Raw genomic sequence first — 24,501 nt, forward strand, 5'->3', positions numbered from 1 at the left:
CCAACCTGCGAGCCGTAAAGGTCAACGCCAGCGCGACCAATCGTAATTACATCCAATGGTTTCATAATGTCCGTCCAATTCTTGCAGGGCGCTGGTGAGGCCCATAGGCCGACCGGAAGACCACGCTTCCGACCGGGCTTTTACCTGCGGTGATACCGCGTTTCAGGCATCCGCGGCGGCGACTGCCTTGCGCATATAGATAAGGCTCGCCGCAATCTGCGCCTCGGGATCCTTGGCCAGATGCACCTCCTCCGCGAAAGGCTCGACGGAGAAGGCTCCCTGATAGCCAAGCTCGATCAGCTTGCGGATCTGGGCGATATTTTCAAGCCGGTCCGCGCCATCGACATGCACCCGATGCGCATCGAGCATATCCTCGACGGCCACCTCCGGATCGGTCACGCCCGACAGATGCACCAGACCGGTCATTTCGGGGAAGAACTCGGTCTCGGAGGCCAGATGATGGTGGAAAGTGTCATGCATCAGCTTGTAGGTGCCCATGCCATCCGCCGCCTCGATGGCCTTCACCGCCACCGATTTCAGACGCAGCGAAGAGACCGGAAAGCCCAGCGGCTCGACAAGCCCCGTGAGGCCGCGCGCCTCGAGCACCGGTTTCATGGCCTGGAGCGCCGCGACGGTGTCCTCGAAGGAGACCGGCGTGCCGTCATTGAGCGGGCACATCACCAGCGCCTTGGCCCCGCAGGAGGCGGCATAATCGGCCATCGCCTCGGCACGGGCAGGCAGGTCGCCCGACCAGACATTGAACGGATAGAGCGCGTTGATCGAGAGGATCGTGATCCCGTATTCCTCGGCCAGCGCCCGCACCTCGGCGGGGGCCATCGTGCCCAGGATATCGGGAATGTCGTTACGGATCTCGACCTCGGTCACGCCCTGACGGCGGCACAGCGCAAAGAATTCGGCCAGCGACAGTTTCGGTGTGCAGATATGATTGAGTGCAAAACGCATGATCTCACCTTTGGCAAAGGGTTCAGTTATAGAGAGCGGGGCGGGTTGGCAGGGTGATCGGGATGATCGTGCCCTCGTTATCCTGTGCGGTGACGCAGGCATCGGAGGTGATCGCCGCGACATAGCCATCCCATGCCGAGGGTCCCGAGGCGGTGCCCGCCTGCGCGGCCGCGATGAAGTCCTTCAGCTCGACATCATAGCTCGCGACGAAACGGTCCTTCCAGTCGGTCAGGATATCGTTCTTCAGCTCGGCACCCAGACGCTTGGTGATGGCCATCGGCTCGGGCAGATTGGCAAGCCCCTCCTCGCCCACGACCTGACACTGGATGTCATAGCCATAGGTGCAATTCACGAAGACCTCGACATCGATGCGCACGCCCTTGGCGGTTTCCAGCAGAACCACCTGCGGATCGCGCAGCTTGGCATGGGCCTTCGAGGAGGCGCGCGGGAACACCACCTGCGCCGAGACATAGTCATCATCCAGCAGCCAGCGCAGCACATCGATCTCGTGGATCAGCGTGTCATGGATCGCCATCGGCGTCAGATAGGCTTCGGGCACGGACGGGTTGCGATGGGCGGCATGGACCATCAGCGGTGTGCCGATCTGGGTGTCGACCACCTCCTTGAGCATCCGGTAGCCCGCATCATAGCGGCGCATGAACCCGACCTGCACGAGGCGTGTGCCATGCGCCACTTCCGCATCGACGATGCGCTTGGCCCCCTCGGCGGTCGTGGCCAGCGGCTTCTCGCAGAAACAGGGTTTGCCCGCGGCAATCGCGGCCAGAACATAGGCCTCGTGGGTCGAGCCCGTCGAGGTGACGAGGATGGCGTCCACATCCGCAGCTGCGATCAGCTCCTCGCCCGTGGCATAGACGGTGGCTTCGGGCGCGAGATCGGCCTGCGCGGCGCGGGCCGCATCGAAACTGTAATCGGCCAGCGCCACCACGTGGGCCCCTGCCAGAACCTGTTGCAGACGGCGCGTATGATCGCGCCCGATCATGCCGGTGCCGATAACACCTACTCTTACGGTCATAGGATTGATCCTTATCAGAAATATTTCGCGATATAGCTTTTGGTCGAGGCCAGCATGGAGGCGGCGCTCGCCTCGGCGCGGTCCTCCCAGGCAAAGACGCAATTCGACAGCACACCGTCGAACTCCATATCGGCCAGTGTCTTGAAGAAGAGATCCCAGTCGATCTCGCCCTGCCCGATATCCAGATGCTGGTGCACCCGCACCTTGGATTCCGGCGGGTTCACGATATAGCGCAGCTCCGACGACTTGTTATGGTCATAGGTGTCGGCCAGACGCACATGGACCAGATGGCCCGCCGTGGCGCGCAGGTTCGCCTCCATATCGGGGCCGTAGAAGAAGGTATGCGGCGCGATGAAAGACGCCTTCACCGCGGGCGAATTGATCGTCTTGATGATATCGATGGCCGGCGCGATCTCCTCGAGCCAGTCTTCGGGATGGGCTTCCAGCGACAGGGTCAGCCCCTCCCGCTCGAGGATCGGCACGAGGATATCCATCGCGCGGAAGAACTGCATCTCGCAGGTCTCGGGGCGGTGCACGCCCGAACGGTCATTCAGCGAGCGGTTGGGCGAGCCTCCGCGGCCGAATTCGGAGACGAACATCGGGCAGTCCATCTCGATCGCGATCTCGATGGCGCGTTTCCAGTTGTCGATCGCGTTCTCCCATTCATCGGGATAGGGGCTGGCCCAGCGATACATCGGCTGCAGCGTCGCCAGACCCACGCCATGGTCCTTCAGCGCTTTTTTGAAGCTGGCAATCCGCTCGGGATAGACCTTGGGGCGCGTCCACCAGGACAGGAAATCGGGGCGCGGCGAGAGTTCGATATAATCGTAACCCAGCTCGGCGGTCTTGCGGCAGGTCTCCTCCAGCGAAAGATGGCGGATCATATGCGGGTCTAGCGTATGTTTCATGAAAACTCCGGTCGTCTTGTGGCGGGCAGGCCCCGCCACGCTGTGTCAGTTATACTGGTCGAGCGTGTCGGGGGTGACGGGCTCGAACGGCACCCAGATATTGCCCTCGACACTCTGGCCCGCGGCCATGTCGAGCGCGGTCTGCAACGTCACCTGCCCCTGTTTCGTCGCGTTCTGGAACACGGTCACATCCAGATCGCCCGCGCGCATCGCGGCCAGCCCGTCGGGCGTGGCATCGATACCGGCCACCACGATCCGGTCCATATCGGCCCCTGCCGCGCGCAGCGACTGGATCGCCCCGATCGCCATCTCGTCATTATTCGAGATGATCGCATCGAAGGGGATGCCCGCCGTCAGCCAGTTGGTGGTCAGATCCGCGCCTTGGGTGCGGTTCCAGTTGCCCACCTGCTTGTCGACGATCTCCATCCCGTCACAGGGGGCTTGGGAGATCACCTCCTCGATGTCGCGGGTGCGCACCATCGAGGCCTCGTTCTCCAGAGGGCCCATCAGCACCAGCACCTTGCCCTTCCCGCCCAGCATCTCGCAGACGGCCTTTGTCTGCATGGTGCCCGACTGTTTCTCGTCGGAGCCCACGAAGGAGGCGCCCTCGGGCATGTTCTCATGCTCGGCGGGCGGGTGGTTGACATAGACGATGGGGATGCCCGCATCGCGCGCGACCGCCGTCATCGCGGGCGTGGCCGCCCCATCCACCGGATTGACGATGATCGCATCGACGCCATTGGCCACCATGTTCTGCACCTGATTGAGCTGGCGGGCCACATCGAGCTGGGCATCCTCGACCGAGAGCGTCAGATCGGAATGGGTCGCGGCCTCGCTGCGGATACCGTCCAGCAGAATGGTGAGGAAGGGGTTATCGAAACTGGTCATCGACACACCCACGGTTGTCTCGGCATGGGCCATCCCCGCCGTCAGGGCAGTGCCTAGCGCGAGGGCTGCAAGTCTGGTCTTCATTGTCTCTCTCCCGTTGATAGATAATCGTCATGGCTCACACGGGGCGGCCTCTCGCCGCCCCGCGGGGGAGGTTATTTCTTGATGCGTTTTTTCTGGCGGTAGGTGTCCACGACCACGGCGGCCACGATGATCACGCCCTTGATCATTTCCTGGTAATAGGCGTCGAGCCGGAGGAAGGTGAACCCCGAGATGATGACCCCGAAGATCACCATGCCGATCGAGGTCCCGATGATCGAGCCGCGTCCACCTGCCAGAGACGTGCCGCCGATCACCGCCATCGCAATGGCGTCGAGTTCATACATCAGGCCCATGCCGGCCTGCGCGGTCTGGCCGCGGGCGGCGACCACGATGCCCGCAAGCGCGGCAAGCATGGCCGCGACCATATAGAGCTTGATAATATGGCGCTCGACATTGATCCCCGAGACACGCGCGGCCTGCGGATTGGCGCCAATCGCATAGGTAAACTTGCCATAGCGGGTATATTTCATCGCGATATGGAAGATTACAGCCACCGCGATGAAGATATAGACGGGCGTCATTCCCCTGCCGAGCATCGCATAGCTCTCGGTGGGGAAAGAGATCGGCTGTCCCTTGGTATACCATTTGGCAAAACCGCGCGCCGCCACCATCATCCCCAAAGTCGCGATGAAGGGCGGGATCTTGGTATAGGCGATAAGCCAGCCATTGATGAAACCGGCCACCGCCCCGCAAGCAAGCCCGATCAGGATCGGCACGATCACCGGCATATCGGTCAGCGCCGGATAGACCGCCCGCGCATATTCCGCCGATTGCGCGAAGGACATCGAGACCATCGCGACGGCCCCCACGACCGAGCCCGAGGACAGGTCGATCCCCCCCGAGATGATGACCTGCGTCACCCCCACGGCGATGATCCCCACCACCGAGACCTGCAGGATCATGATCTTCAGACGGTCGATATTGGCCAGAAAGGACTGCCCCTGAAAGACCCAGCCCAAAATCTCGAAAACAATGGCAATCCCGACAAGCACCAACAGGATATTCACCTCCTGCGGCAACTTGCGATGCGCCGTGCCCCGCGCATCCTCCATATTTACATCTTGCGTCGCCATAATGGCATTCCTCCCTAACTCCCCTGACTTGCGGCGTTATTTCGCCGCAAGCTCCATCACACGCACCTGATCGGCCTCCGCCCGATCAAGGAAGCCACTCACATGGCCTTCATGCATCACCATGATCCTGTCCGACATGCCCAAGACCTCCGGCAGTTCCGACGAGATCATCAGCACCGCCACCCCCTGCCCTGCCAGCTGGGTGATCAGACGGTGGATCTCGGATTTCGCGCCCACATCGATCCCGCGCGTCGGCTCGTCGAGAATGAGGATGCGCGGATTGGTCAGAAGCCAGCGCGCGATCAGCAGCTTCTGCTGGTTTCCGCCCGAGAGATTTTCCACCGTCTCCGCCAGATTGGGGGTCTTCACCCGCAGCTTGGCGGCATAATCTTCGGCCAGCGCCTTGATTTCCTTCTGTTTTACAAAACCCAGACCACTGACCTTGTCGCGCGTCAGAAGCGCCATCTGGATATTGGCCAGACAGTCGAGTTGCAGGAAACAGCCCGTCTCCTTGCGATCCTCGGTCAGGAAGGCCAGCCCGTGTTCCATCGCCACCTGAGGCGAGGCCATCGCGACGGGCACCCCGTCGATCAGGATCTCGCCCGAAGCGGCAGGGGTCACACCGAAGATCGCCTCGGCCACATTCGAGCGCCCCGACCCCACGAGCCCTGCCAGCCCGAGGATCTCGCCCCGGCGCAGGCTGAAGCTGACATCATGGAACGTCCCCGGCAATGTGAGCCCGCGGACCTCGAGGATGGTTTCCCCGATCTCGCAGTCGATCTTGGGAAACATATCGGTGATCTCGCGGCCCACCATCATGCGGATGATGTCGTCGCGGGTCACGTCGCTGGCACTGACGGTCGCGATATACTGGCCATCGCGGAAGACGGTCAGCTCATCTGCAATCTCGAACAACTCGTTCATCTTATGGGTGATATAGACGATCCCCACGCCTTTCGCGCGCAGATCGCGGATGATGGCGAAGAGATGTTCGACCTCGGTCTCGGTGATCGCCGAGCTGGGTTCATCCATGATCAGCACATCGGAATTGTAGCTCACCGCCTTGGCGATCTCGACCATCTGCTTTTGCGCGACCGTCAGATCGCCCACCATCGCCGCAGGATCGAGCCCGATATTCAGATCGTCGAACAGCGCCTGCGTCATCGCCCGCATACGCGCATGATCGACCAGACCGAACCCGTTCTTCGGCTCGCGCCGGATCCAGATATTCTCGGCCACCGTCATGGTGTTCATCAGGTTCAGCTCCTGATGGATCATCGCGATACCGGAGTTCAGCGCATCAACGGGCGTCTTGATATCCAGAGGCCGCCCCGCAAAACGCACCTCGCCGCGATCGGGCGTATAGACACCGGCGATGATCTTCATCAGCGTCGATTTGCCCGCGCCGTTCTCGCCCATCAGCGCATGGACCGTGCCCGGACGGATGCGCAGCTGCACATCATCGAGCGCCACCACGCCGGGAAACTCCTTACGAACCTTATCGACTTCCAGAATATACTCGCCCTGATAGGGTTCGTGGGCAAAGGCCTTGGCACCATCTGGCATGTGATCCTCCCTCTCGCATACGGAAAGGGGGCGCGGACGCCCCCTCTGGGCCTCAGTTCTTGGCGGTGTAATCGGCAAGATTGTCGGGGGTGACGAGCTCGAAGGGCACATAGACAGTGCGCTCCAGATCCTCGCCGCGCGCAAGGCTGAGTGCCGCATCAACCGCGCCACGCCCCTGCCCCGCCGCATTCTGGAAGACGGTCACATCCAGATCGCCCTGTGACATGGCGGTCAGCGCATCGGCCGTGGCATCGACCCCGCCCACGACCACATCCTCCATCGGGATGCCTGCGGTTTTCAGCGCCTGAATGGCCCCGATCGCCATCTCGTCGTTATTGGAGATCACCGCATCGAATTGCAGGCCCGCCGAAAGCCAGTTGGTCATCAGGTCGGTGCCCAGCGTGCGCGACCACATCGCGGTCTGCTGGTCGACGATCTCGATAAACGAACAGTCATCGGTTGCGATCACGTCATGGATGTCCTGCGTGCGCATCCGCGCCGCCTGATTGGACAGCTCCCCCATCATCACCAGCGCCTTGGCACCCTCGCCCTTTCCCTGTTCTTTCAGAAGGCGGCAGACTTCCTGCGCCTCCAGCGTGCCCGATTCCTTCTCGTCCGAGCCTACAAAGGCCTGGTTATCGGGAAGCTGGTCGAGATTGACCGGAATGCGGTTGACATAGACGAGCGGAATGCCGGCATCGGCTGCGGCCTGGCTCATGGCCATCGTGGCGTCAGTATCCACCGGATTAACGATGATCGCATCAACGCCAAGCGCCACAAAATTCTGGATCTGGTTCAATTGCTTGCCCACATCATTCTGGGCATCCTCGACCTGCAGGGTCACCCCTTCGAGCCCCTCGCCATAACCAATCATCCCGTTGCGCAGCACGGTCAGGAAATTATCGTCGAACAGGGCCATGGACACGCCGATATTCTCTGCATGCACGGCACCAGCCATCGATGCCGCCAAAGCGGTCGATACCAAAAGCGTTTTCATATGTTCTCCTCCAGATACGACGTCCGGCAGCGTCGCTCAGGTCTTGCCGGATGATCGGGACTACGGGCCGCTCCCATGCGGCGCGATACATGCCCCGATAGCACCGCAGCGGCTCCTCTCCGCTTTGGCGCTAGGGAAAGATCCCTATTCCGTTAACATCCGTCAATCATGTTGAAACGTCATGGCGCTTCATTCGTGAGAGATAGAGACAGCGGAAATGAAAGAAACCCATCATCATACAATCTCCGAGGTCCACAGCTGCGGCGGGAAGAACCGCTGCCCCGGAACGGCAGCCGTGCCATTCTCATGGGTCGAAACGATGACATCGAGCAATTCGCGCACCAGATCCTCGATCGGAGTGCCAAAGACCATTGCGGCATAGCCGTCCTGAAGGGCCAGCCGTGATTCCGGCGTCAACTCGTTCACGATCAGCAGGACTTCCTCCGGCCCGCGCGTCTCGCGGAGCGCCGAGATCGCGCCCTCCATCCCGCCTCCCGCCACATAAAGGCCGCAGAGATCGGGATGTCGGTCGAGCAGTTCCAGCGTCGCCTCATGGGTCAATGCCCGCGTTTCCAGATTGATCTGGGTGTCGATCATCTCGAATTCGGGGGCCACATCGCGCAGATAGGAGCGAAACCCCGTCTCGCGCATCACATGCCCATGATAGCGCGAGCTGCCGATAAACAGTGCGACCTTGCCGGGCCGCTTGCTGATCTTCGAGATACACCATCCCGCCTGCCGTCCGATCTTGAGATTGTTCATGCCGAAATAGCTCTCGCGCACCCCCTGCGCGAAATCCGACAAAAGCGAAAACACCGGAATACCCGCGGCCTTGAGCACCCCCACGGCCGCCGTGATCCGGTGATGGTCGACGCCTGTGGCTGCAACCGCATCGACCCGGCCGGTCAGGCCCTCCAGAATATCGGCCAACTCCGCCGGATCCGTCGATTGAGGATGATGGAAGACAAGCTGTATGCGGCGGGTCAGGATCGCCTGCACCTGCCGCTCGAAGGCGCTGATGAATTCGAGATAGAAACTATGCCTGGGTTTTTGCAGCACCACCCCAAGGCGCAGGGTCGGCCGGTCCGCCAGAATGCGCTGCCGGATCATATTGCTGCCATGATAGCCGATAGTTACGGCCGCCTGATGAACCTTCTTGGCGGTCTCCTCGCGCACGGGCGAGCGCCCGTTGAGCACGCGATCGACTGTCGCCACACTGACCCCAGCGGCGCGCGCCAGATCCGTAATCGTCGGTCTGCCCATCTGTTTCCCCTCCCCGAGCAAAAGCCCCACATGTCTCCTCGGCTCTACTGATGCCGGAAGTTCAGCAGAAAATGAAATACTGTCATCATCAGGCTTTCATTTTCTATCAAATCTGCAAGTTTCCTGCGGGATAGCCGGAAATCCTATGCTGAACGGTCGCAAGCCAGCCCGTTGCCGCGTGGCCGGTCCGGCAAGACGCTCCCGCGCCCTCTGATGGAAGACAGCGCGACTATTCTTTTGCGATTGCGCGCTTTTCTGAGACATTACAATCGGTCGGGATAGAAGAGATTCTGCCCCGTGTTTTATGACATGCGCCCGCCACGATTTTTGCGGGGGTGGATCATAGAATTTCGACAGCCATTTTCGGTTTATGGGCGGGCATTGTCCCGCCGTTCCCCATGTTGGGACACTTGTTTTTGCAAGACCAGAGTCACTCGATGGCAACCTACGGCACCGCATCCATATTCTCGACGAGATGGAGGTCCAACTGGTCGTGCCAGACCCTCGATCTTATTCTGGGGAGGGTGATGGAGCTCCGATGGCCATCAGATTTTTTGTGAGGGGGTCTGAAACATCATCAGATCCCAGAAACCTGATAAGCAAATCCATGATGAGCCTTCGCGCTTCTCGCGCTGAGCCGCGATACCGGTTTGTTGGGCGAGATGATTGGCGTCACTGCGGAGCACCTGATGGAGTTCGATATTGGCGCGGACCGGTGCGTATCGGCTGTCTTTCTCTAAGGACACGTCGAGCGATCGCAAAGGCGCGGATCGCTATTAATGAGGAGGCCTATGTTCATAGCGTTTCGAGGCGATCCGCAGATAATCTGATACAGGCGATGATTGTGTCGGCCTTTTCATGACACCACCCATCGAGGGCACCGGCCCTTTCTCCGGATCGATACGAACAGGATCAAAGTGCGCCAGCTGAGTTCATCAGCATCGCCGTCACCATTGTGGTGAGGGGTAAGACCGATAGCAGGTATGAAGCTTCGGGAATATCTGTAAGGGCGTCAGAGGCCGAGCTTCCGGACCGAGTTCTTGCGCGATCGTGTACATCGCGGCCTGCCGATGTCTAGCTGATCCCATCCAATGCACACGCAAGTAGAAATGCGGCTACATCGCAGGGGCTCTCGACGATATAACAACAATGCCACGGCCATTGTTAGCGCATTGCCTTGGTCCATATGGGCCAAGAGCAGCAGGCATGTGGTCTCGGCCTTCGTAAGCCCTTGCACGAGCCGCTATCCGAAGGAAGCAGACCGAAGAATAGACCGGCCTGCGCGACCCGACAGTAAGTTCAAGCCCCCTTTGGAACCACACCATCACATGGAACCTGAGCCCGAGTTGGTCTTCCAGGCATTATGCAACATCTTGCGCGAACCCATCGTGATCTCCCAGACCCGTATCGGTGAGCGGAATATGGAAGCGGTCCACGACCTGTGTCAGTTGCAACGCTTCGCGTTCGAGCGCGCCGCAGGCCGCTGCTGTCTCCTCGAACATCGCTGCATTCTTTTGAGTCGTCCCGTCCAGCTGTCCGACCGCGGAATTGATCTCGCCAATCCCCGAGAGCTGCTCATCCGATGTTGCGGAGATCCCCGCGACATTCTCCGAGATTTCTTTCACGAAACTTACGATATTCTCCAGCGCTTCGCTGACCTGACCAACCGAGGCCACGCCGTTCTGAACATGGCTGTTCGATGCAGCGATCAGACCGTTGATCTGGCTGGCGGCCTCTCCCGCCCGTAATGCAAGGGCGCGCACTTCGGACGCCACGACTGCAAACCCACGCCCTGCTTCACCCGCCCGTGCTGCTTCGACCCCTGCATTGAGCGCAAGCAAATTAGTCTGGAATGCGATATCGTCGAGAACCGAGGTGATCTTGCTGATTTCCTGTGACGAATGTTCGATGCTGCCCATTGCAGAGACGGCGTCGGTAACGATGCTTCGGCTCGTTTCGGCACTTTCACGGGCCGATATGACCCGCATATTCGCACGTTTTGCGCTTTCGGTCGAAGACGAAACGGAGGCCGTCAACTCATTCAGCGCCGCAGCTGTTTCTTCGAGCGTGGCCGCGGTGGATTCCGTGCGCCGGGATAGATCGGAGGAGGCTTGCGCGATCTCCGTGGACGAGGCGCCGATAACCGACACAGAATCCGTCACCTGCCGGATGACCTCGCCCAGATTACCGATCGCAACATTGAAGTCATGGCGCAAGGCTTCGTAATCGGTCGGAAATTCTTCGTTGATGCGATGCGCGAGATTACCTTGCGACAAAGCGGCCAGCCCTTGGGCGAGGGCCGTGACGACCTGTCTCGTCTCGCGGGCTTGCTGTGCCTGTCGAGCCTCTTCCTGCTGACGTTGCGCCTCGATCCGCGCAGCATCCTCCCGCGCGCGCGCATCCTCATCGGCCTGACGCTGTTTCTCGCGGGCCTCTTCTTCCTCTTCTCGGCGGCGCGCCTCCTCGGCAGCGGCTTTCTCGCGGGCACGATCTGCGAGTTCGCGGTCTTTTTCTTCCTGTTGCAGGCGTTTCTGGTCAAGTGCGTTGTTGCGGAAAATCGATAGGGCCGTTGCTAACCGGCCCAACTCGCCGCTACTGGGCAGCCCGTTTACCGGAGCCAGATCGCCTTGGGAAAGGCGTTCCGTCACGCGTGTGATCAGATTGAGCGGCTTGATGATCATGACCCATGCAAATGCCGGAGCGATCACGATAATGATAAGAGCAAGTATACCGATGCCGCCAATCTGCGTCTGTGCGGACGAGACGTCTGCCGATATCATCTTGGAAATTTCGATGATGGCTGAGCGTGCACCATTCGCCTCCGTTGCAATCAGATCGGCAATTTCCGTGACGTTTTGCGCGGCATCTATCTGGGCTTCGCCCGCACGGGTGCTTGCCGCAAAACCGAGGGCACGGTTGGCCGCAAGTCCGGTCTCGGGGTCCGCCAGTTTTACCAGATGGCCGATCCGGCCCTGTAGTTCGGGATCTGCGGTCGCACTAAGGGCGGTCAGCTCTCTTCCCGCTGTCACGAGTACGCTTTGCCGGCGTGCCAACTCGAGCGGGTCTCGTGCCAAGGCGGTGTGAAGCGCCTCGGCAAAGAAGTGCTTCGTGCTAGCGTCCAATGCGCCCATGTTCCGGATCATCCGGACCTGTTCGTCCAGAAGGGAACGTAACGCCGTCTGGTTGGCCGTTTTTGTATCGTCACCTTTAATAATCAGATCGAAGCCGATATCATCAAGGGCCGTGTTGAGTTCGAGTTCTGCCAGGCGCCGCAACTCGAAGATTTCGGCGGTATCCACGGAGCTCGCCGCACTCCATGAGGTAAAGACGGGCATCAGGCGGGTCTGCAAATTTGTGACTGCGGCGGCGGCAGGTTGCGTCTGCTCGGATGTTGCCAGGTCTTGCAAAAGCTCCGTCAGGCTGTTGCTCGAGGCCTGCGCAATATCCGCCAGAATGGACCGGATCGCTGGATCTGCCGTCTGTACCGCGCTCAGCGCAAGTCCCGAGATCAGGTTCATTTCCGCCCGTGCCTGTAAAGCGGTCGTCAGCTGCGCTACATCCTGATCCAAAAGGGTTGTCAGGTTTTCATCCACTTGGGATATCGTGTCCTCCCCGCTCAGGACCATGTCGAAATAGGCGTTGTCTACCGCATCCGCCAGCGCCGTGGCGACATCGACCTCAAGCCCGGCCGCCTCTTCGACAGCATGGGAAATCATCTCCTCTTGCTGGTATTCGTCGGCGCGCGCGGCACGCAGGGTGTTCAGGGCGGCATCGGTTTTGGCTAAAGCGTCCATCAATGCCTGCTGGCGCTCCGCCGGCAGACCCGAGATGATCTCTCTTGTCTCATCAAGCGTTTTCTCGGTCTCTTCTCCGATCGTGCGCAGCGCCTCTGCAGACGGGGCCGTCATCAGATCAATCAGATGTCCCCGCATCTTGCCTGCCGTTGCTGTAATTCGAGCACTATCTTGCAAAAGCGGCAAACGGTTTGCTGTAAAGTCCGTCACTGCACCTGAAATGGACTGGAACACGGTCCATCCAATGACCACTGCGGTGATTGTCATCGCACCGATAACGGCAATGATCATCATGACGCGCAGCATGATACTTCCAAATAACTTCTTCGCCAGTGGCATGCAGAGAACTTTCCAAACTCTAGAAATCGGAGAGATCGATGTCCCCCGCTTGATCTACAAGCGGGGGCAGCTATCAGATATCAGCCATCGCCCAATGCGAGCGGTTTGAAGGAGCCATCCGCCTGAATCTCGGTCAGGAACACGTCATCCGAGCCCTGATTGTCGCCGGCGCCATAAGTGAGCGAGAAGCCCCCCAGATCGAGTGTGCCCAGATCCTGCAATGCGGCTAGGTAGCTTTCGCGGGTCACATCGGTCCCCGCTTTTTCGAGCGCAGCCAATGCAACACGGCCGGTGATATAGCCTTCGAGCGTCACGAAGCCCGGTGCAGCATCGGGCGCGACCGTTTTCAGGGCGGCCTGATATTGCTTCACGAGCGGCAGGCTGTCATCCCACGGGAAGGGCACGACCTGGCTGATAATGACGCCCTCGCCTTCTGCTCCGAGCTCTTTGGAGAGCGCATCGGACCCCACGAAGGAAATATTCACGAAGACCGCATCCATCTTCATCTTATGGGCCAGTTTGATGAATTCCGCGATGGGTTTATAGGCCCCCACCATCACAACGGCCTGCGGATTGGCCTTGCGGATATCCAGAAGCGCGGTCTTCACCGCGACCGTGTTGCGGGTGTAGGTGCCCTCTGCCACCAGCGACATACCGCGATCGGTCAACGCCTTGGTCACGCCTTCGAGCCCGACGCGGCCGAACCCGTCATCCTGATAAAGAATGGCGATATCTTTCAGGCCCAGAGTGCCCACCAGATAATCGATCCAGACTTTGGTCTCGGCGCCATAGGTCGCACGGATATTCACCACATTGGTCAATTTGGGGTCGCGGAGGAAGCCCGCACCGGTGAACGGGCCGATATAGGGCATGCCCGCCTCGGTGGCCAAGGGCTGTGTGGCCTGTGTCGTGGGGGTGCCGACCGGACCGATCAGCCCCAGATAGTCGTTGCCGGTGATGACGCTGCGCACCTGCTCGACAGAGCGGTCGGGTTCGTAGCCATCGTCGAAGCCCTCGACCGAAACCTTGCGCCCGTTGACGCCGCCTGCGGCATTAGCCTCTTCGAAGGCGGCCTTGATGCCAAGGTTCATCCCCGTCCCCAGAGCGGCTGCAGGCCCCTCCATTGCCGCCACCTGCGCAAAGCTCACCGAACTGTCGGTCACACCCTGCTCTGCCCAGACCGGCGCCGCCGCAATGACGGATGCTGCCGTCAGCGCACCCCAAAATGACTTGATCATTCTCATCCCTTCCCGCGATTGATGTCGGCAGCAGGATGACAACCAAAAGTTTTTTATCCCTTATCGGCACACGTTTTTGGAGAACGTGGTAAACAATTCCCGAAATGCAGGGACCATCCCTCAACGGAGACGCGGATCCGCCTCGGTGCCAAAGCGAATCCTCGACTCTCCGGATCGATAAAATTATAAGAACATAACAGGAACAAAAAGGACCTGTCATGTTTGCTGCACAGGACAGACGCATCATCAGCATGTGGTTTCCAAGACTGGCCACAGACCGCGTTTTACGCGGCTCTTCCGTCACGGGCCCCTTCGCACTGACGCTTCGCGTGGTCAATGCCGAGCGCCTCAGCTGCCTGAACGATGCGGCCGAGAAGGCAGGTCTGGCGTGCGGGATGAGTGCGGCCGATGCCCGTGCCTTCTGCCCCGATCTCCTCACTGCCCCTGCCCGCCCCGATCTCGATGCCCGTTTCCTGTCGGGGCTGCGCCGATGGGCGTTGCGCTATTGTCCTTGGGTCGGGCGCGAGGGCGCGGATGGGCTGGTGCTGGATGTGACGGGCTCCACGCATCTCTTTGGCGGCGAGGCGCAGATGCTGGAGGATATGCGCGCGCGCGCGCTCCGCACCGGTCTGACCTTGCGGTTGGGGGCCGGACATACCCGCGGCGCGGCATGGGCTTTTGCGCATTACGGGCAAGGACATATACAGGATCTGGCCGAGCTGCCGGTGGCCGCGCTGCGGATTGATCCGCAGACTGTCACCGCCCTCCAGCGGCTGGGGCTGCGCCAGATCGGCGATCTGCAGAGCGCGGCCCGCGCGCCTCTGGCGCGGCGTTTCGGGGTGGGGCTGATGGAACGGCTCGATCAGGCGATGGGCATCATGCCCGAACCGGTCACTCCCGAGGAGGAAGCCCCCAGCTTTGCCACCCGCATGAGCCTGCCCGAGCCGATCGGGCTCAGCGCCGATGTCATGGGCGGGGTCGAGCGGTTGCTGGTGCCGCTTTGCGACAAGCTCGCCCGCCATGAGAAAGGCGCACGCCGATTGCTCCTGACGCTGCGCCGTGTCGATCAGGCGAGCCAGCAGGTCGAGTTGCGTCTGGCTGCCCCCATGCGCGATCCCGCCCGTATCCTGCCGCTTTTCGCGCGCGGGGTGGCGGAAGTCGATGCAGGGTTCGGCATCGATATGCTGCGCCTCGAAGCGGTGGGGATCGAACCTCTGGCTATGGTCCAGCTGGGCCATGCGCGCCATAATCCCGACCAGCTAGACGATCTGGTAACCCGTCTGGGCACACGGATCGGGCTGGAGAACATCCAGCGCTTCCTGCCCGCCGAAAGCCATATCCCCGAACGCGCCTTCACCCTTGCGGCCGCCGCCTTCAGCACGCCCGATCCGGCATGGAGCGCGCCCCGCCCGCGCCCCGTGCAGATTTTCCCGCCCGAGCCGGTCACCGGCACCATGGGAGAGGAGACCCCGCGCCCGCCCGCCCGTTTCCGCTGGCGGCGCATGGGCTTCGAGACCGGTCGCACCACCGGCCCCGAACGCATCGCCCCCGAATGGTGGCTGCCCGATGAGGGCCGCCATGCGGGGCTGCGCGATTACTGGCAGGTGGACACGCGCGAGGGCCGCAGGCTCTGGCTGTTCTATACGCCGCAAAATCCCGCATGGTTCGTCCAGGGAGAATTCGCATGAGCTATGCCGAACTCTGTGTCACCTCTAATTTCACCTTCCTCACCGGTGCCTCGCATCCCGAGGAGCTGATGCTGCGCGCGACCGAGCTGGAGCTCGAGGCGATTGCCCTCACCGACCGCAACTCTCTGGCGGGTGTGGTGCGGGCCTATTCGGCGCTCAAGGCGCTGCGCGAGGAGATGACACAAAGCCTGCGGGTGCGATCTTCTTCGCAGGTCGATACCTGTTCGCGCCAGGAGATGGGCCAGCCCAAGGATCTGCCGGTGCCGCCCGCGCCCAGACTACCGCGGCTCATCGTGGGGGCGCGGCTGGTGCTGCGCGATGATCCGGTCGAATGGGTGGCGCTGCCCACCGATCTGGCCGCCTATCAGCGGCTCTCGCGGCTCATCAGCCTTGGTAAAAGGCGCGCGGGAAAGGGCGAGTGCCATCTGGAGCTGGCCGATCTGCTGGAGCACTGCGAGGGGGTGATCCTCATCGCCCTGCCCCCCGCCGATCCTGCACTGGCCGCCCGCCCCTTGGGCCGGATGCAGCGCCGCTATCCGGGCTATGTCTTTACCGGCGCAGCGCCGCGTTATGACGGCTCGGATCAGGCGTGGTTCGATGCCTGCGCAGGTCTGGCGCTACGGGCCTCGGCGCCGATGGTGGCGGTGGGCGATGTGCTCATGCACCGCGCCCATCGCCGCCAGCTGGCCGATGTGCTGACCTGCCTGCGCGAGGGGATGAAGATCGACGGTATCGGCACACGCGCCCTGCCCAATGCCGAACGCCGCCTGAAAGGCGCGCCCGATATGGCGCGGCTCTATCACCGCCATCCGGCAGCGCTTAAACGCAGTCTCGAAATCGCGGCGCGCTGCAGCTTCTGCCTGAGCGAGCTGAGCTACCAATATCCGCTCGAGGAGACCGGCGAGGAAACACCCCAGACCCGCCTCGAACGGCTGGCGCAGGAGGGGCTGGCGCGGCGCTATCCGCGCGGGGCAACGGCGCGGGTCTACGGGCTGATGGCCAAGGAGCTGGAACTGGTGGGCGATCTGGGCTACGCGCCCTATTTTCTGACCGTTTATGATATCGTGACCGAGGCACGCAGCCGTGGCATCCTGTGTCAGGGGCGGGGCTCTGCGGCCAATTCGATCCTGTGCTACCTTCTCGGCATCACCGATGTCTCTCCCGATATGATCGGGATGGTCTTCGAGCGGTTCATCTCGCGCCATCGGGGCGAGCCGCCCGATATCGACGTCGATTTCGAGCATGAACGGCGCGAGGAGGTGATCCAGTGGATCTACCAGCGCTACGGGCGCCAGCGGGCGGGGCTCTGCGCCACCGTCATCCATTTCCGCACCCGCGCCGCCATCCGCGAGGTGGGCAAGGTGATGGGGCTGAGCGAGGATGTCACGGCGCGGCTTTCGGGCGATATCTGGGGGATGTCGAATGCCGGAACCGACCTTGACCGCGTGCGCGAGCTGGGCCTCGACCCGAGCGATCATCGCCTCGCGCTAACATTGCGGCTCATTGGCGAGATCATCGGTTTTCCGCGCCATCTGAGCCAGCATGTGGGCGGCTTCATCATCACCCAAGGGCGGCTCGATGACCTCTGCCCGATCGAGAATGCCGCGATGGAGGGGCGCACCTGTATCGAATGGGACAAGGACGATATCGACGCGCTCGGCATTCTCAAGGTGGATGTGCTGTCTTTGGGCATGCTGACCTGCCTGCGCAAGAGTTTCGATCTGCTGGAGGAGCACGAAGGCATCCGGCATAGCCTCGACAGCGTTCCGCAGGACGACGGACCAACCTATGCGATGCTCCAGCGCGCCGATGCGGTGGGGGTGTTTCAGGTGGAAAGCCGCGCACAGATGAACTTCCTGCCGCGGATGAAGCCGAAGGAGTTCTACGATCTGGTGATCGAGGTGGCCATCGTGCGGCCCGGCCCCATCCAGGGCGGCATGGTCAAACCCTATATACGCCGCCGTCAGGGGCTGGAGGCGCCAGAGCCCTTCGGTCCCGAGCTGGAGGCCGTGACCCGCAAGACGCTGGGCGTGCCGCTCTTTCAGGAACAGGCCATGCAGATCGCAGTGATCGGGGCGGGCTATACGGCAGAAGAGGCCGACAAGCTGCGCCGCTCGCTGGCCTCGTTCCGGCGGATGGGCACGATCGGCGAGCATCGCGATCGTTTCGTCCGCGGAATGAAGGCGCGCGGCTATAGCGACGCGGTGGCCGAGGCCTGTTTCGCCCAGATCGAAGGCTTTGCCGATTACGGTTTTCCCGAAAGCCATGCGGCGGCCTTTGCCATGCTGACCTATGTCTCCTCGTGGTTCAAATGCACCTATCCCGCGATCTTCACCTGTGCGCTTCTCAATTCGCAACCGATGGGGTTCTATGCGCCCGCCCAGCTCGTGCGCGATCTGCGCGAGCACGGGGTGGAGGTGCGGCCCATCTGTGTGAACCATTCCGCTTGGGACAACCGGCTGGAACGCCGTGCCGATGGGACGCTGGCCCTGCGGCTCGGGTTCCGCCAGATCAAGGGCTTCCGCGCCGAGGATGCGGACTGGATCACGGGGGCACGCGGCAATGGCTACCCCGACCCCGAGAGCCTGTGGCTCAGGGCGGGCATCGCGCCTGCCGTGCTGGAACGGCTGGCCGAGGCCGATGCCTTCGGCGCGATGGGGCTGACACGGCGTGATGCGCTCTGGGCGGTGAAGGCGATCCGGGCGCCCGCGCCTTTGCCGCTGTTTTCGGACCCGCTTGATGGCGAAGGGCTGCGCGAGCCTGTGGTCACGCTCCCCAATATGCATCTGGGCGAGGAGGTGGTGGAGGATTATGTCGCCATGCGGCTGACCTTGCGCGCCCATCCGATGGAGCTGTTGCGCCCCTCCCTGCCCGAGACCCTGCCCCATGACCGGCTGACGGACGCGCCCTTGCGTCTGACCAAGATCTGCGGCCTCGTGATCACCCGCCAGCGCCCCGGCACCGCCTCTGGCGTGGTGTTCCTCACGCTTGAGGACGAGACGGGGGTGGCCAATGTGGTGGTCTGGCCCAAGGTCTATCAACAGTTCCGCCGCGCCGTAATGGGAGGGCGCCTGTTGCGCGTGACCGGCAAACTGCAGCGCGAGGGAATCGTCACCCATCTGATCGCTGCACGGATCGAGGATCTGTCGCACAGGCTCTCGGATCTGGGCCATCCGCTGGAAGATGTGATCGGCCAGACCCAACCGCAGGCCGATGATGCGCCCCGCGCCCGCCCGTCCCAGCCTCGTGGTTCGGCCCGCCACCCGCGCGAGCAGGCCAAACGGCTCTTTCCCAGCCGCGATTTCCATTAAGGTGCCACGATGGCGGGCCATGCACCAGATGCAAGGCGGCTCTGCAAAGAATCGGGCTTTCTGCAACGCGGCACATTGGGTAGTTTAACTCCAACGCAGCCAAGCGCTGCCCAGAATTTCGAAGGCTCTCTCCTCCTCCCTGAGCCTTGGAAACAGGCGGCGATCTCCTCCTCCTCCCTGAGATCGCCGCCGCTCTAACCTCCTCTTGCTTTAATCGATCCTCACGAAATCGCATAATCGGGTTGTTTCGGGCTCTGGATTATTGCCAGTCCGGCAAATCAGGTTGTATGGACTGCAAGGCCCGCCCTTCCCTATCTGCCAGAGACCTGTTCCGCCCATGACCACATCGCCTCCTCCGCATGAAGCCGGCTTCAACAAAGCCGAATGGCCGTTCTACTGGATCACACAGACGTCCTCGCGCTACATGCAGGTGATGGAGGCACGGCTGAAGGCCGAAGGGATGGACATCGCCTACTGGCGGGTGCTGATGTCGCTTTACGAGGACAAGGCACTGTCGATCTCGGAAATCTCGACCCATTGTATCATCAAGGCCAATACGGCGACGAAAATCATCCAGCGGATGACGGCACAGGGGCTGGTGATGACTGGACCGCGGGCCAGCGATGGCCGTGTCACCGAAGTGACCCTGACCGATGCCGGAAACGAGATGCGGATGCGCGCACGCAAGATCGCCGACGAGATCTTCGCCCATGCCTTCACGGGGTTTTCCCGTGAGGAACAGCTGGTGATGAACCTGCTTCTCGAGAAGGTCTTCGTCAATCTCGGCGAGCTGACCGCTTAGGCGCGGCCCGCATCGCTATGGATACGGCGCGTGGCCTGCCATGCGCTGCGCACCAGATCCTCGGTCAGATCGGAGGCCGCATCGCCATTCCCCGCACGGATCGCGGCGATCATCGCGGCATTGGCCTCGATCATCCGCTCCAGCATACCCGCATCGCGGATATAGGCACCATAGCGGTAACGTAGCGCCGAGGTATCGAGCTGACGCAAAAGCCGCGCCAGAACCGGATTGCCGCAGGTCTCGTGCAGCATCATGGTCAGGCGGACATTGGCCTCGAATCCCTCGCTCAGATCCTGCGCCACCAATGCGGTGCGCATCTCGCCAAGACAGGTCTCGAGACGCAACGCGATGGCCTCGTGATCGGGATGTTCGGCCAGAAGCCGTGCACAGCTGCCCTCGAGCGGGATCCGGCACAGGGTGATATCATCGAGCGCCTTGAGCGACATGGGCGTCACGCTGGTCCCCAGCCGGGGCTTGCGTTCGACCAGCCCGCGCCCTTCGAGGATCTGGAATGCCTCACGCAGAGGCGAACGCGAGATCCCGAACCGCTCGCATATCTCGATCTCGCGCAGCTTCTCGCCGGGGCGGAACGCCTCACGGACGATAGCCGCTTCCAGCCGGTCTGCAATCTCCGCTCCGATCGAGCGCAGCTTCAACGGCCCGCCTATCTCGTCCATCACACCTCTCCGCGTCCCATCATCCGGCAATCATCCAAGATGTTCTTGCTGCGTCATTTCCGGCCAAACAGCAAGTCCGTCACGACGACAAGGGCGAGAGAGACGATGATCGATACTGTGGAAACGGCGGCGGCCTCGGGCGTGAAGTTGAAGCGCAGGTAATCATAGAGCTGGATCGGGAGAGGAGCAGAACCCGTGCCCTTGAGCATATAGGAGATGCCGAAAGTATCGAAACTAATGATGAAGGCAAAGACCGCCCCCGTCGCAAGACCCGGCGCGATCAATGGCAGGGTGATGCGGCGGAAGGCTACCATGCGGGTAGCCCCCAGGGTGCGCGCGGCCAGCTCGCAGGCATCATCGCGCCCCTGTAGCACCGTCACCACATTGAGGAAGATGAAGGGCAGCGTCATCAGCACATGGCCCGTGAAGAGCGCGATCTTGTGCTCGGTCCCCACCCCGATCTCGAAGAAGAAGAACAAAAGCGCGATCGCCGTCAGGATCTCGGGAAGGATCAGCGGCAGGAGCATCAGGATACGCCAGCCCTCGCGCGCAGGCCCGGCATGGCGCACCACATAAAGCGCGGCCATCGTGCCGATCACCATCGACACCGCCGTGGCCGAGCCCGCCAGGATGGTCGAATAGATGATCGCGTCGATGAAGACCTTATTGCCCAGGAAGGTCCAGAACCAGCGCAAGGACAGGCCTTGCGGCGGGAAGGTCAGGAAGTTTCCGGCATTGAGCGAGGCCAGCACGACGATGACGATGGGCGCGAGCAAAAAGGCATAGACGCCGAAGCGCAACAGACCCAGGAGGGGAGAGGCAAGCCGCATGGTCATTTCCACTTCATTCGCGTCAGGCGCGAGAAGATCAGCACGATAATCCCCGCCGAGACCGCCAGCACCAGTGCCATCGCCGCACCAAACGGCCATTGATACTGGTCCAGAAGCGCATCCACCACGAGGATGGTTGTTGTCTTCACCCGCATCCCGCCGATCAGCGCGGGCGTCACATAGGACGAGACCGCCAGCACGAAGACCAGAATACAGCCCGACTGGATGCCGGGCATCGACATCGGCAGCGTCACGCGACGAAAGACGGTGAAGCGCTTCGCCCCCAGCGAACGCGCCGCCTGCGCCACCGAATGGTCCATCTGGGACAGCGTCGACAGAAGCGGCAGCACCATGAAGGGCAAGAACACATGCGCCAGCGCAAGGATTACGCCGAAATCATTATACATCAGTGGAATAGGCCGCGAAATCAGTCCCCAGTCACGCAAAACCGTATTGATGACACCGGCATTGCCCAGAAGGATCGTCCAGCCATAGCTGCGCACCACGATCCCCACCAGAAGCGGCGACAGCACCAGCCCGTAGAGAAGCCCCCGCCAGCGCCGCGAGGCCAGCGCGATATGCAGCGCCACCGGATAGGCCAGCACGAGACACAGGAAGGTGGTGAGCGCCCCCATCCACAGCGTCTGCGGCAGACTGTCGAGATAATAGGGCTGAGAGAAGAAGGACCGGTAGGCCATCAGACCAAAGCCCTCGCCATAAGGCGTCTGGCCCTCGCCCGGCAGCCGGAAGCTCATCACCAGCACCGAGATATAGGGCAGCATGATGAAGCCGAAGACCAGAATGGCCGCCGGCAGGATCAACAGCATGGAGCGCGTGCGCGAGATCGTCATGCGTCCGCTCCGAGCGGCCAGAGCCGTGCCGGATCGAGGCTGAGCCCCACGCGTTCGCCCTCATTCGCGCGATAGGTCGTGGGCGAGATCACCGCCATCGGCCCGAGATCGGTCTCGATGACATATTCCAGATGCCCGCCGCTGAAGGCACAGGAGATCACCTGCCCCACCAGATCGCCCTCCTCGGGCGCGCAAATGCCGATCTGCTCGGGTCGCGCCATCAGACGCAGGCTGGCCCCTGCGGGCAGATGCGCCCCCACCAGCGGCAGGTTGCGTCCCTGCGGCAGATCCACCCCCTCGCCATCTGCCGAGACCGGCAGCGACAGGATATTGGCATTGCCGACAAACCGCGCGATGGCCTCGGTCTGCGGGCGGTCATAGACCTCTTCGGGGCTGCCCTGCTGGGCAATCTCACCATTGAACATCACGACCACGCGGTCGGACATGGTCATCGCCTCGTTCTGGTCATGGGTGACATAGATCGTGGTGATGCCCACACGGCGCTGCAGGTCGCGGATAAAGCCGCGCATCTCGTCACGCAATGCGGCATCGAGATTGGCCAGAGGCTCGTCCAGCAGCAAGATCGCAGGCTCGATCACCAGAGCCCGTGCCAGCGCCACACGCTGCTGCTGGCCGCCCGACAGCGCCTTGGGATAGCGCTCGGCATAGGGGGTGAGCTGCACCATATCGAGGGCGCGCGCGACACGGCGCGTGATCTCGGATTTGGCGATCTTGCGCATCTGCAACCCGAAGGCCAGATTCTGCGCGACCGTCATATGCGGGAAAAGCGCATAGGACTGGAACACCATGCCGATATCGCGTTCCTCGGGCAACTTGCGCGAGATATCACGCCCGTCGAACAGGATCTGCCCGCCGGTGATATCCTCGAACCCCGCGATGCAGCGAAGCGTGGTGGATTTACCGCATCCCGAGGGGCCCAGAAGAGAGACAAACTCGCCATCGCCGATCTCGAGCGAAACGGATTTGAGGGCGGGTGTCTTGCCATAGGTCTTCACAAGAGACTGGAGCGTTACCTGGGTCATCTGTTACCGGGGTCGGAAAAGAAAAAGCCTGCCCCAACGGGGTAAACCCGAAGGGACAGGAGAGGGGAAGGGGTCAGGCGCCGAAGATCTCGTTCCAGCGGCGCGCAATTTCTTCGGATCTGGAGTTCATCAACTCCCAGTCCCATTCGATAAACTGGTCCATGGCCGCCCCGAAGACAGGCACATCCTTTTGCAGGTCTTCCGGTACTTCAACGGTCTTGTTGACTGGCGAGACGAAGAATTCGCGCATCAACAGATCCTGACCGATAGGACCCAAGACGAAATCGAGATATTTATAGGCCTCTTCACGGGCAGGCGTATTGGCGCAGATACTGAAGGTCTGGTCCCACATCATCAGGCCCTCGTCGGGGATGATGCAATCGACCGGCAGCCCCTGCTCACGCAGCCGCGCGATCTCGCCGAAATCGAACGGCGCGACGGCAATCTCGCCGGTAGCCATGGCCGTGCTCATGTTGAAATCTGTCTGGTAGACAGGGCCCAACTCTTTCAGCTTGGCAAAGCCGGTTTCCAGATCGTCGATGCCCGAACCATAGATCTTGGACGCCAGCATCAGGAACATCTTACCCGCGGAGTTGACGATATTGTAAAGACCGAGGCGGCCTTTCAGCTCCTCGTTCTCCCACAGATCCTTCCACGAGGTCGGCGGGGCCGAAATCATATCGGTGCGGTAACCGATCCCGATAGGCGAGATCAGACCGACCGCGCCATAACCGTCGGAGGCCTTGGTCGCGACCGGATAGAGGTCCTGGTAGTTCGGCAGCAACGACTGGTCGAGCTTCTCGAAGAACCCCTCCTTGCGCAGCACCTGCGCATAGATCTCGTTGAACATCAGGCAGCCATAGGGCGGATCTTCCTTGCCAGCGGCCCGCATATTGGCGGTATAGACCCGGCCAAGCCCGATATCGAGCTTGGGGGTGATCCCGGTCTCCTTGGTGAAACCGGGGATCAGCGTATCACGCCAGAACTTCTCCCAGGAGCCACCATAGGTGGTGATCACCAACTCGTTGGTGGCCGCGTAGACGGCCGGAATATTGAGCACGGAGGCCCCGCCCAAGGCAACGAGCGCCGTGAGCAATTTGCGACGATTCAGATCAGTCATGGTCATGTCCCTATT

At 61.5% G+C, this 24,501-nt stretch carries 18 protein-coding genes; 3 read left to right on the plus strand and 15 right to left on the minus strand.

Features of this window, described 5'->3' with window-relative positions; genetic code table 11:
- Positions 1–162: 162 nt before the first annotated feature.
- The 10 genes from VSX56_RS16940 to VSX56_RS16985 form a co-directional block, all read right to left on the minus strand.
- A complete protein-coding gene (locus tag VSX56_RS16940) occupies positions 163–963 on the minus strand; it encodes a TIM barrel protein (protein ID WP_350938797.1) in 801 nt (266 codons plus the stop codon).
- 22 nt (positions 964–985) lie between these two features.
- Positions 986–1,996 carry a Gfo/Idh/MocA family protein gene (locus VSX56_RS16945; RefSeq protein ID WP_350938799.1) on the minus strand — a complete coding sequence of 337 codons (1,011 nt, stop codon included), beginning with the start codon at positions 1,994–1,996 and terminating at the stop codon, positions 986–988.
- Between the two features lie 14 nt (positions 1,997–2,010).
- The gene (locus tag VSX56_RS16950; RefSeq protein ID WP_350938801.1) at positions 2,011–2,904 is read right to left on the minus strand and encodes a sugar phosphate isomerase/epimerase family protein; all 894 of its coding nucleotides are present in this window, start codon (positions 2,902–2,904) and stop codon (positions 2,011–2,013) included.
- A gap of 45 nt (positions 2,905–2,949) precedes the next feature.
- Complete coding sequence (locus VSX56_RS16955; RefSeq protein WP_350938803.1) at positions 2,950–3,876, minus strand: sugar ABC transporter substrate-binding protein; 927 nt, start codon at positions 3,874–3,876, stop codon at positions 2,950–2,952.
- A 71-nt stretch (positions 3,877–3,947) separates the two neighbouring features.
- Positions 3,948–4,967, minus strand: coding sequence for an ABC transporter permease (locus VSX56_RS16960; RefSeq protein WP_350938805.1), 1,020 nt, complete (start codon positions 4,965–4,967; stop codon positions 3,948–3,950).
- A gap of 36 nt (positions 4,968–5,003) precedes the next feature.
- Positions 5,004–6,533, minus strand: a complete 1,530-nt coding sequence (locus VSX56_RS16965) for a sugar ABC transporter ATP-binding protein (protein WP_350938807.1) — start codon at positions 6,531–6,533, stop codon at positions 5,004–5,006.
- Positions 6,534–6,585: 52 nt separating this feature from the next.
- Complete coding sequence (locus VSX56_RS16970) at positions 6,586–7,530, minus strand: sugar ABC transporter substrate-binding protein (RefSeq protein ID WP_350938809.1); 945 nt, start codon at positions 7,528–7,530, stop codon at positions 6,586–6,588.
- A gap of 234 nt (positions 7,531–7,764) precedes the next feature.
- Positions 7,765–8,793: a LacI family DNA-binding transcriptional regulator gene (locus tag VSX56_RS16975; protein ID WP_339115152.1), complete on the minus strand. Its 1,029-nt coding sequence runs from the start codon at positions 8,791–8,793 to the stop codon at positions 7,765–7,767.
- Positions 8,794–10,154: 1,361 nt separating this feature from the next.
- On the minus strand, positions 10,155–12,926 hold the full coding sequence (locus VSX56_RS16980; RefSeq protein ID WP_350938812.1) for a methyl-accepting chemotaxis protein: 2,772 nt from the start codon (positions 12,924–12,926) through the stop codon (positions 10,155–10,157).
- Positions 12,927–13,006: 80 nt separating this feature from the next.
- Positions 13,007–14,164 carry an ABC transporter substrate-binding protein gene (locus VSX56_RS16985; RefSeq protein ID WP_406871203.1) on the minus strand — a complete coding sequence of 386 codons (1,158 nt, stop codon included), beginning with the start codon at positions 14,162–14,164 and terminating at the stop codon, positions 13,007–13,009.
- A gap of 218 nt (positions 14,165–14,382) precedes the next feature.
- Between VSX56_RS16985 and VSX56_RS16990 the strand changes: the two genes are divergently transcribed.
- From VSX56_RS16990 to VSX56_RS17000, 3 genes are all read left to right on the plus strand, one after another.
- Positions 14,383–15,852 (plus strand): Y-family DNA polymerase, encoded by a 1,470-nt coding sequence (locus VSX56_RS16990; RefSeq protein ID WP_350938814.1) that lies wholly within the window; start codon positions 14,383–14,385, stop codon positions 15,850–15,852.
- Positions 15,849–19,163, plus strand: a complete 3,315-nt coding sequence (locus VSX56_RS16995) for an error-prone DNA polymerase (protein WP_350938816.1) — start codon at positions 15,849–15,851, stop codon at positions 19,161–19,163. The genes VSX56_RS16990 and VSX56_RS16995 overlap by 4 nt, the downstream gene beginning before the upstream one ends.
- A 337-nt stretch (positions 19,164–19,500) precedes the next feature.
- On the plus strand, positions 19,501–19,965 hold the full coding sequence (locus VSX56_RS17000) for a MarR family winged helix-turn-helix transcriptional regulator (protein ID WP_339115157.1): 465 nt from the start codon (positions 19,501–19,503) through the stop codon (positions 19,963–19,965).
- Here VSX56_RS17000 and VSX56_RS17005 read toward each other — a convergent pair.
- From VSX56_RS17005 to VSX56_RS17025, 5 genes are all read right to left on the minus strand, one after another.
- The gene (locus VSX56_RS17005; RefSeq protein ID WP_339115158.1) at positions 19,962–20,642 is read right to left on the minus strand and encodes a GntR family transcriptional regulator; all 681 of its coding nucleotides are present in this window, start codon (positions 20,640–20,642) and stop codon (positions 19,962–19,964) included. The genes VSX56_RS17000 and VSX56_RS17005 overlap by 4 nt on opposite strands.
- A gap of 53 nt (positions 20,643–20,695) precedes the next feature.
- Positions 20,696–21,478 (minus strand): ABC transporter permease, encoded by a 783-nt coding sequence (locus tag VSX56_RS17010; RefSeq protein ID WP_350938819.1) that lies wholly within the window; start codon positions 21,476–21,478, stop codon positions 20,696–20,698.
- A complete protein-coding gene (locus VSX56_RS17015) occupies positions 21,475–22,323 on the minus strand; it encodes an ABC transporter permease (protein ID WP_350938821.1) in 849 nt (282 codons plus the stop codon). The genes VSX56_RS17010 and VSX56_RS17015 overlap by 4 nt, the downstream gene beginning before the upstream one ends.
- Positions 22,320–23,366: an ABC transporter ATP-binding protein gene (locus tag VSX56_RS17020; protein ID WP_350938823.1), complete on the minus strand. Its 1,047-nt coding sequence runs from the start codon at positions 23,364–23,366 to the stop codon at positions 22,320–22,322. The genes VSX56_RS17015 and VSX56_RS17020 overlap by 4 nt, the downstream gene beginning before the upstream one ends.
- A 73-nt stretch (positions 23,367–23,439) precedes the next feature.
- Positions 23,440–24,486, minus strand: coding sequence for an ABC transporter substrate-binding protein (locus VSX56_RS17025; protein ID WP_349295097.1), 1,047 nt, complete (start codon positions 24,484–24,486; stop codon positions 23,440–23,442).
- Positions 24,487–24,501: the final 15 nt, after the last annotated feature.

It is taken from the genome of Thioclava kandeliae (genome assembly GCF_040297545.1).
Taxonomy (GTDB): domain Bacteria; phylum Pseudomonadota; class Alphaproteobacteria; order Rhodobacterales; family Rhodobacteraceae; genus Thioclava; species Thioclava kandeliae.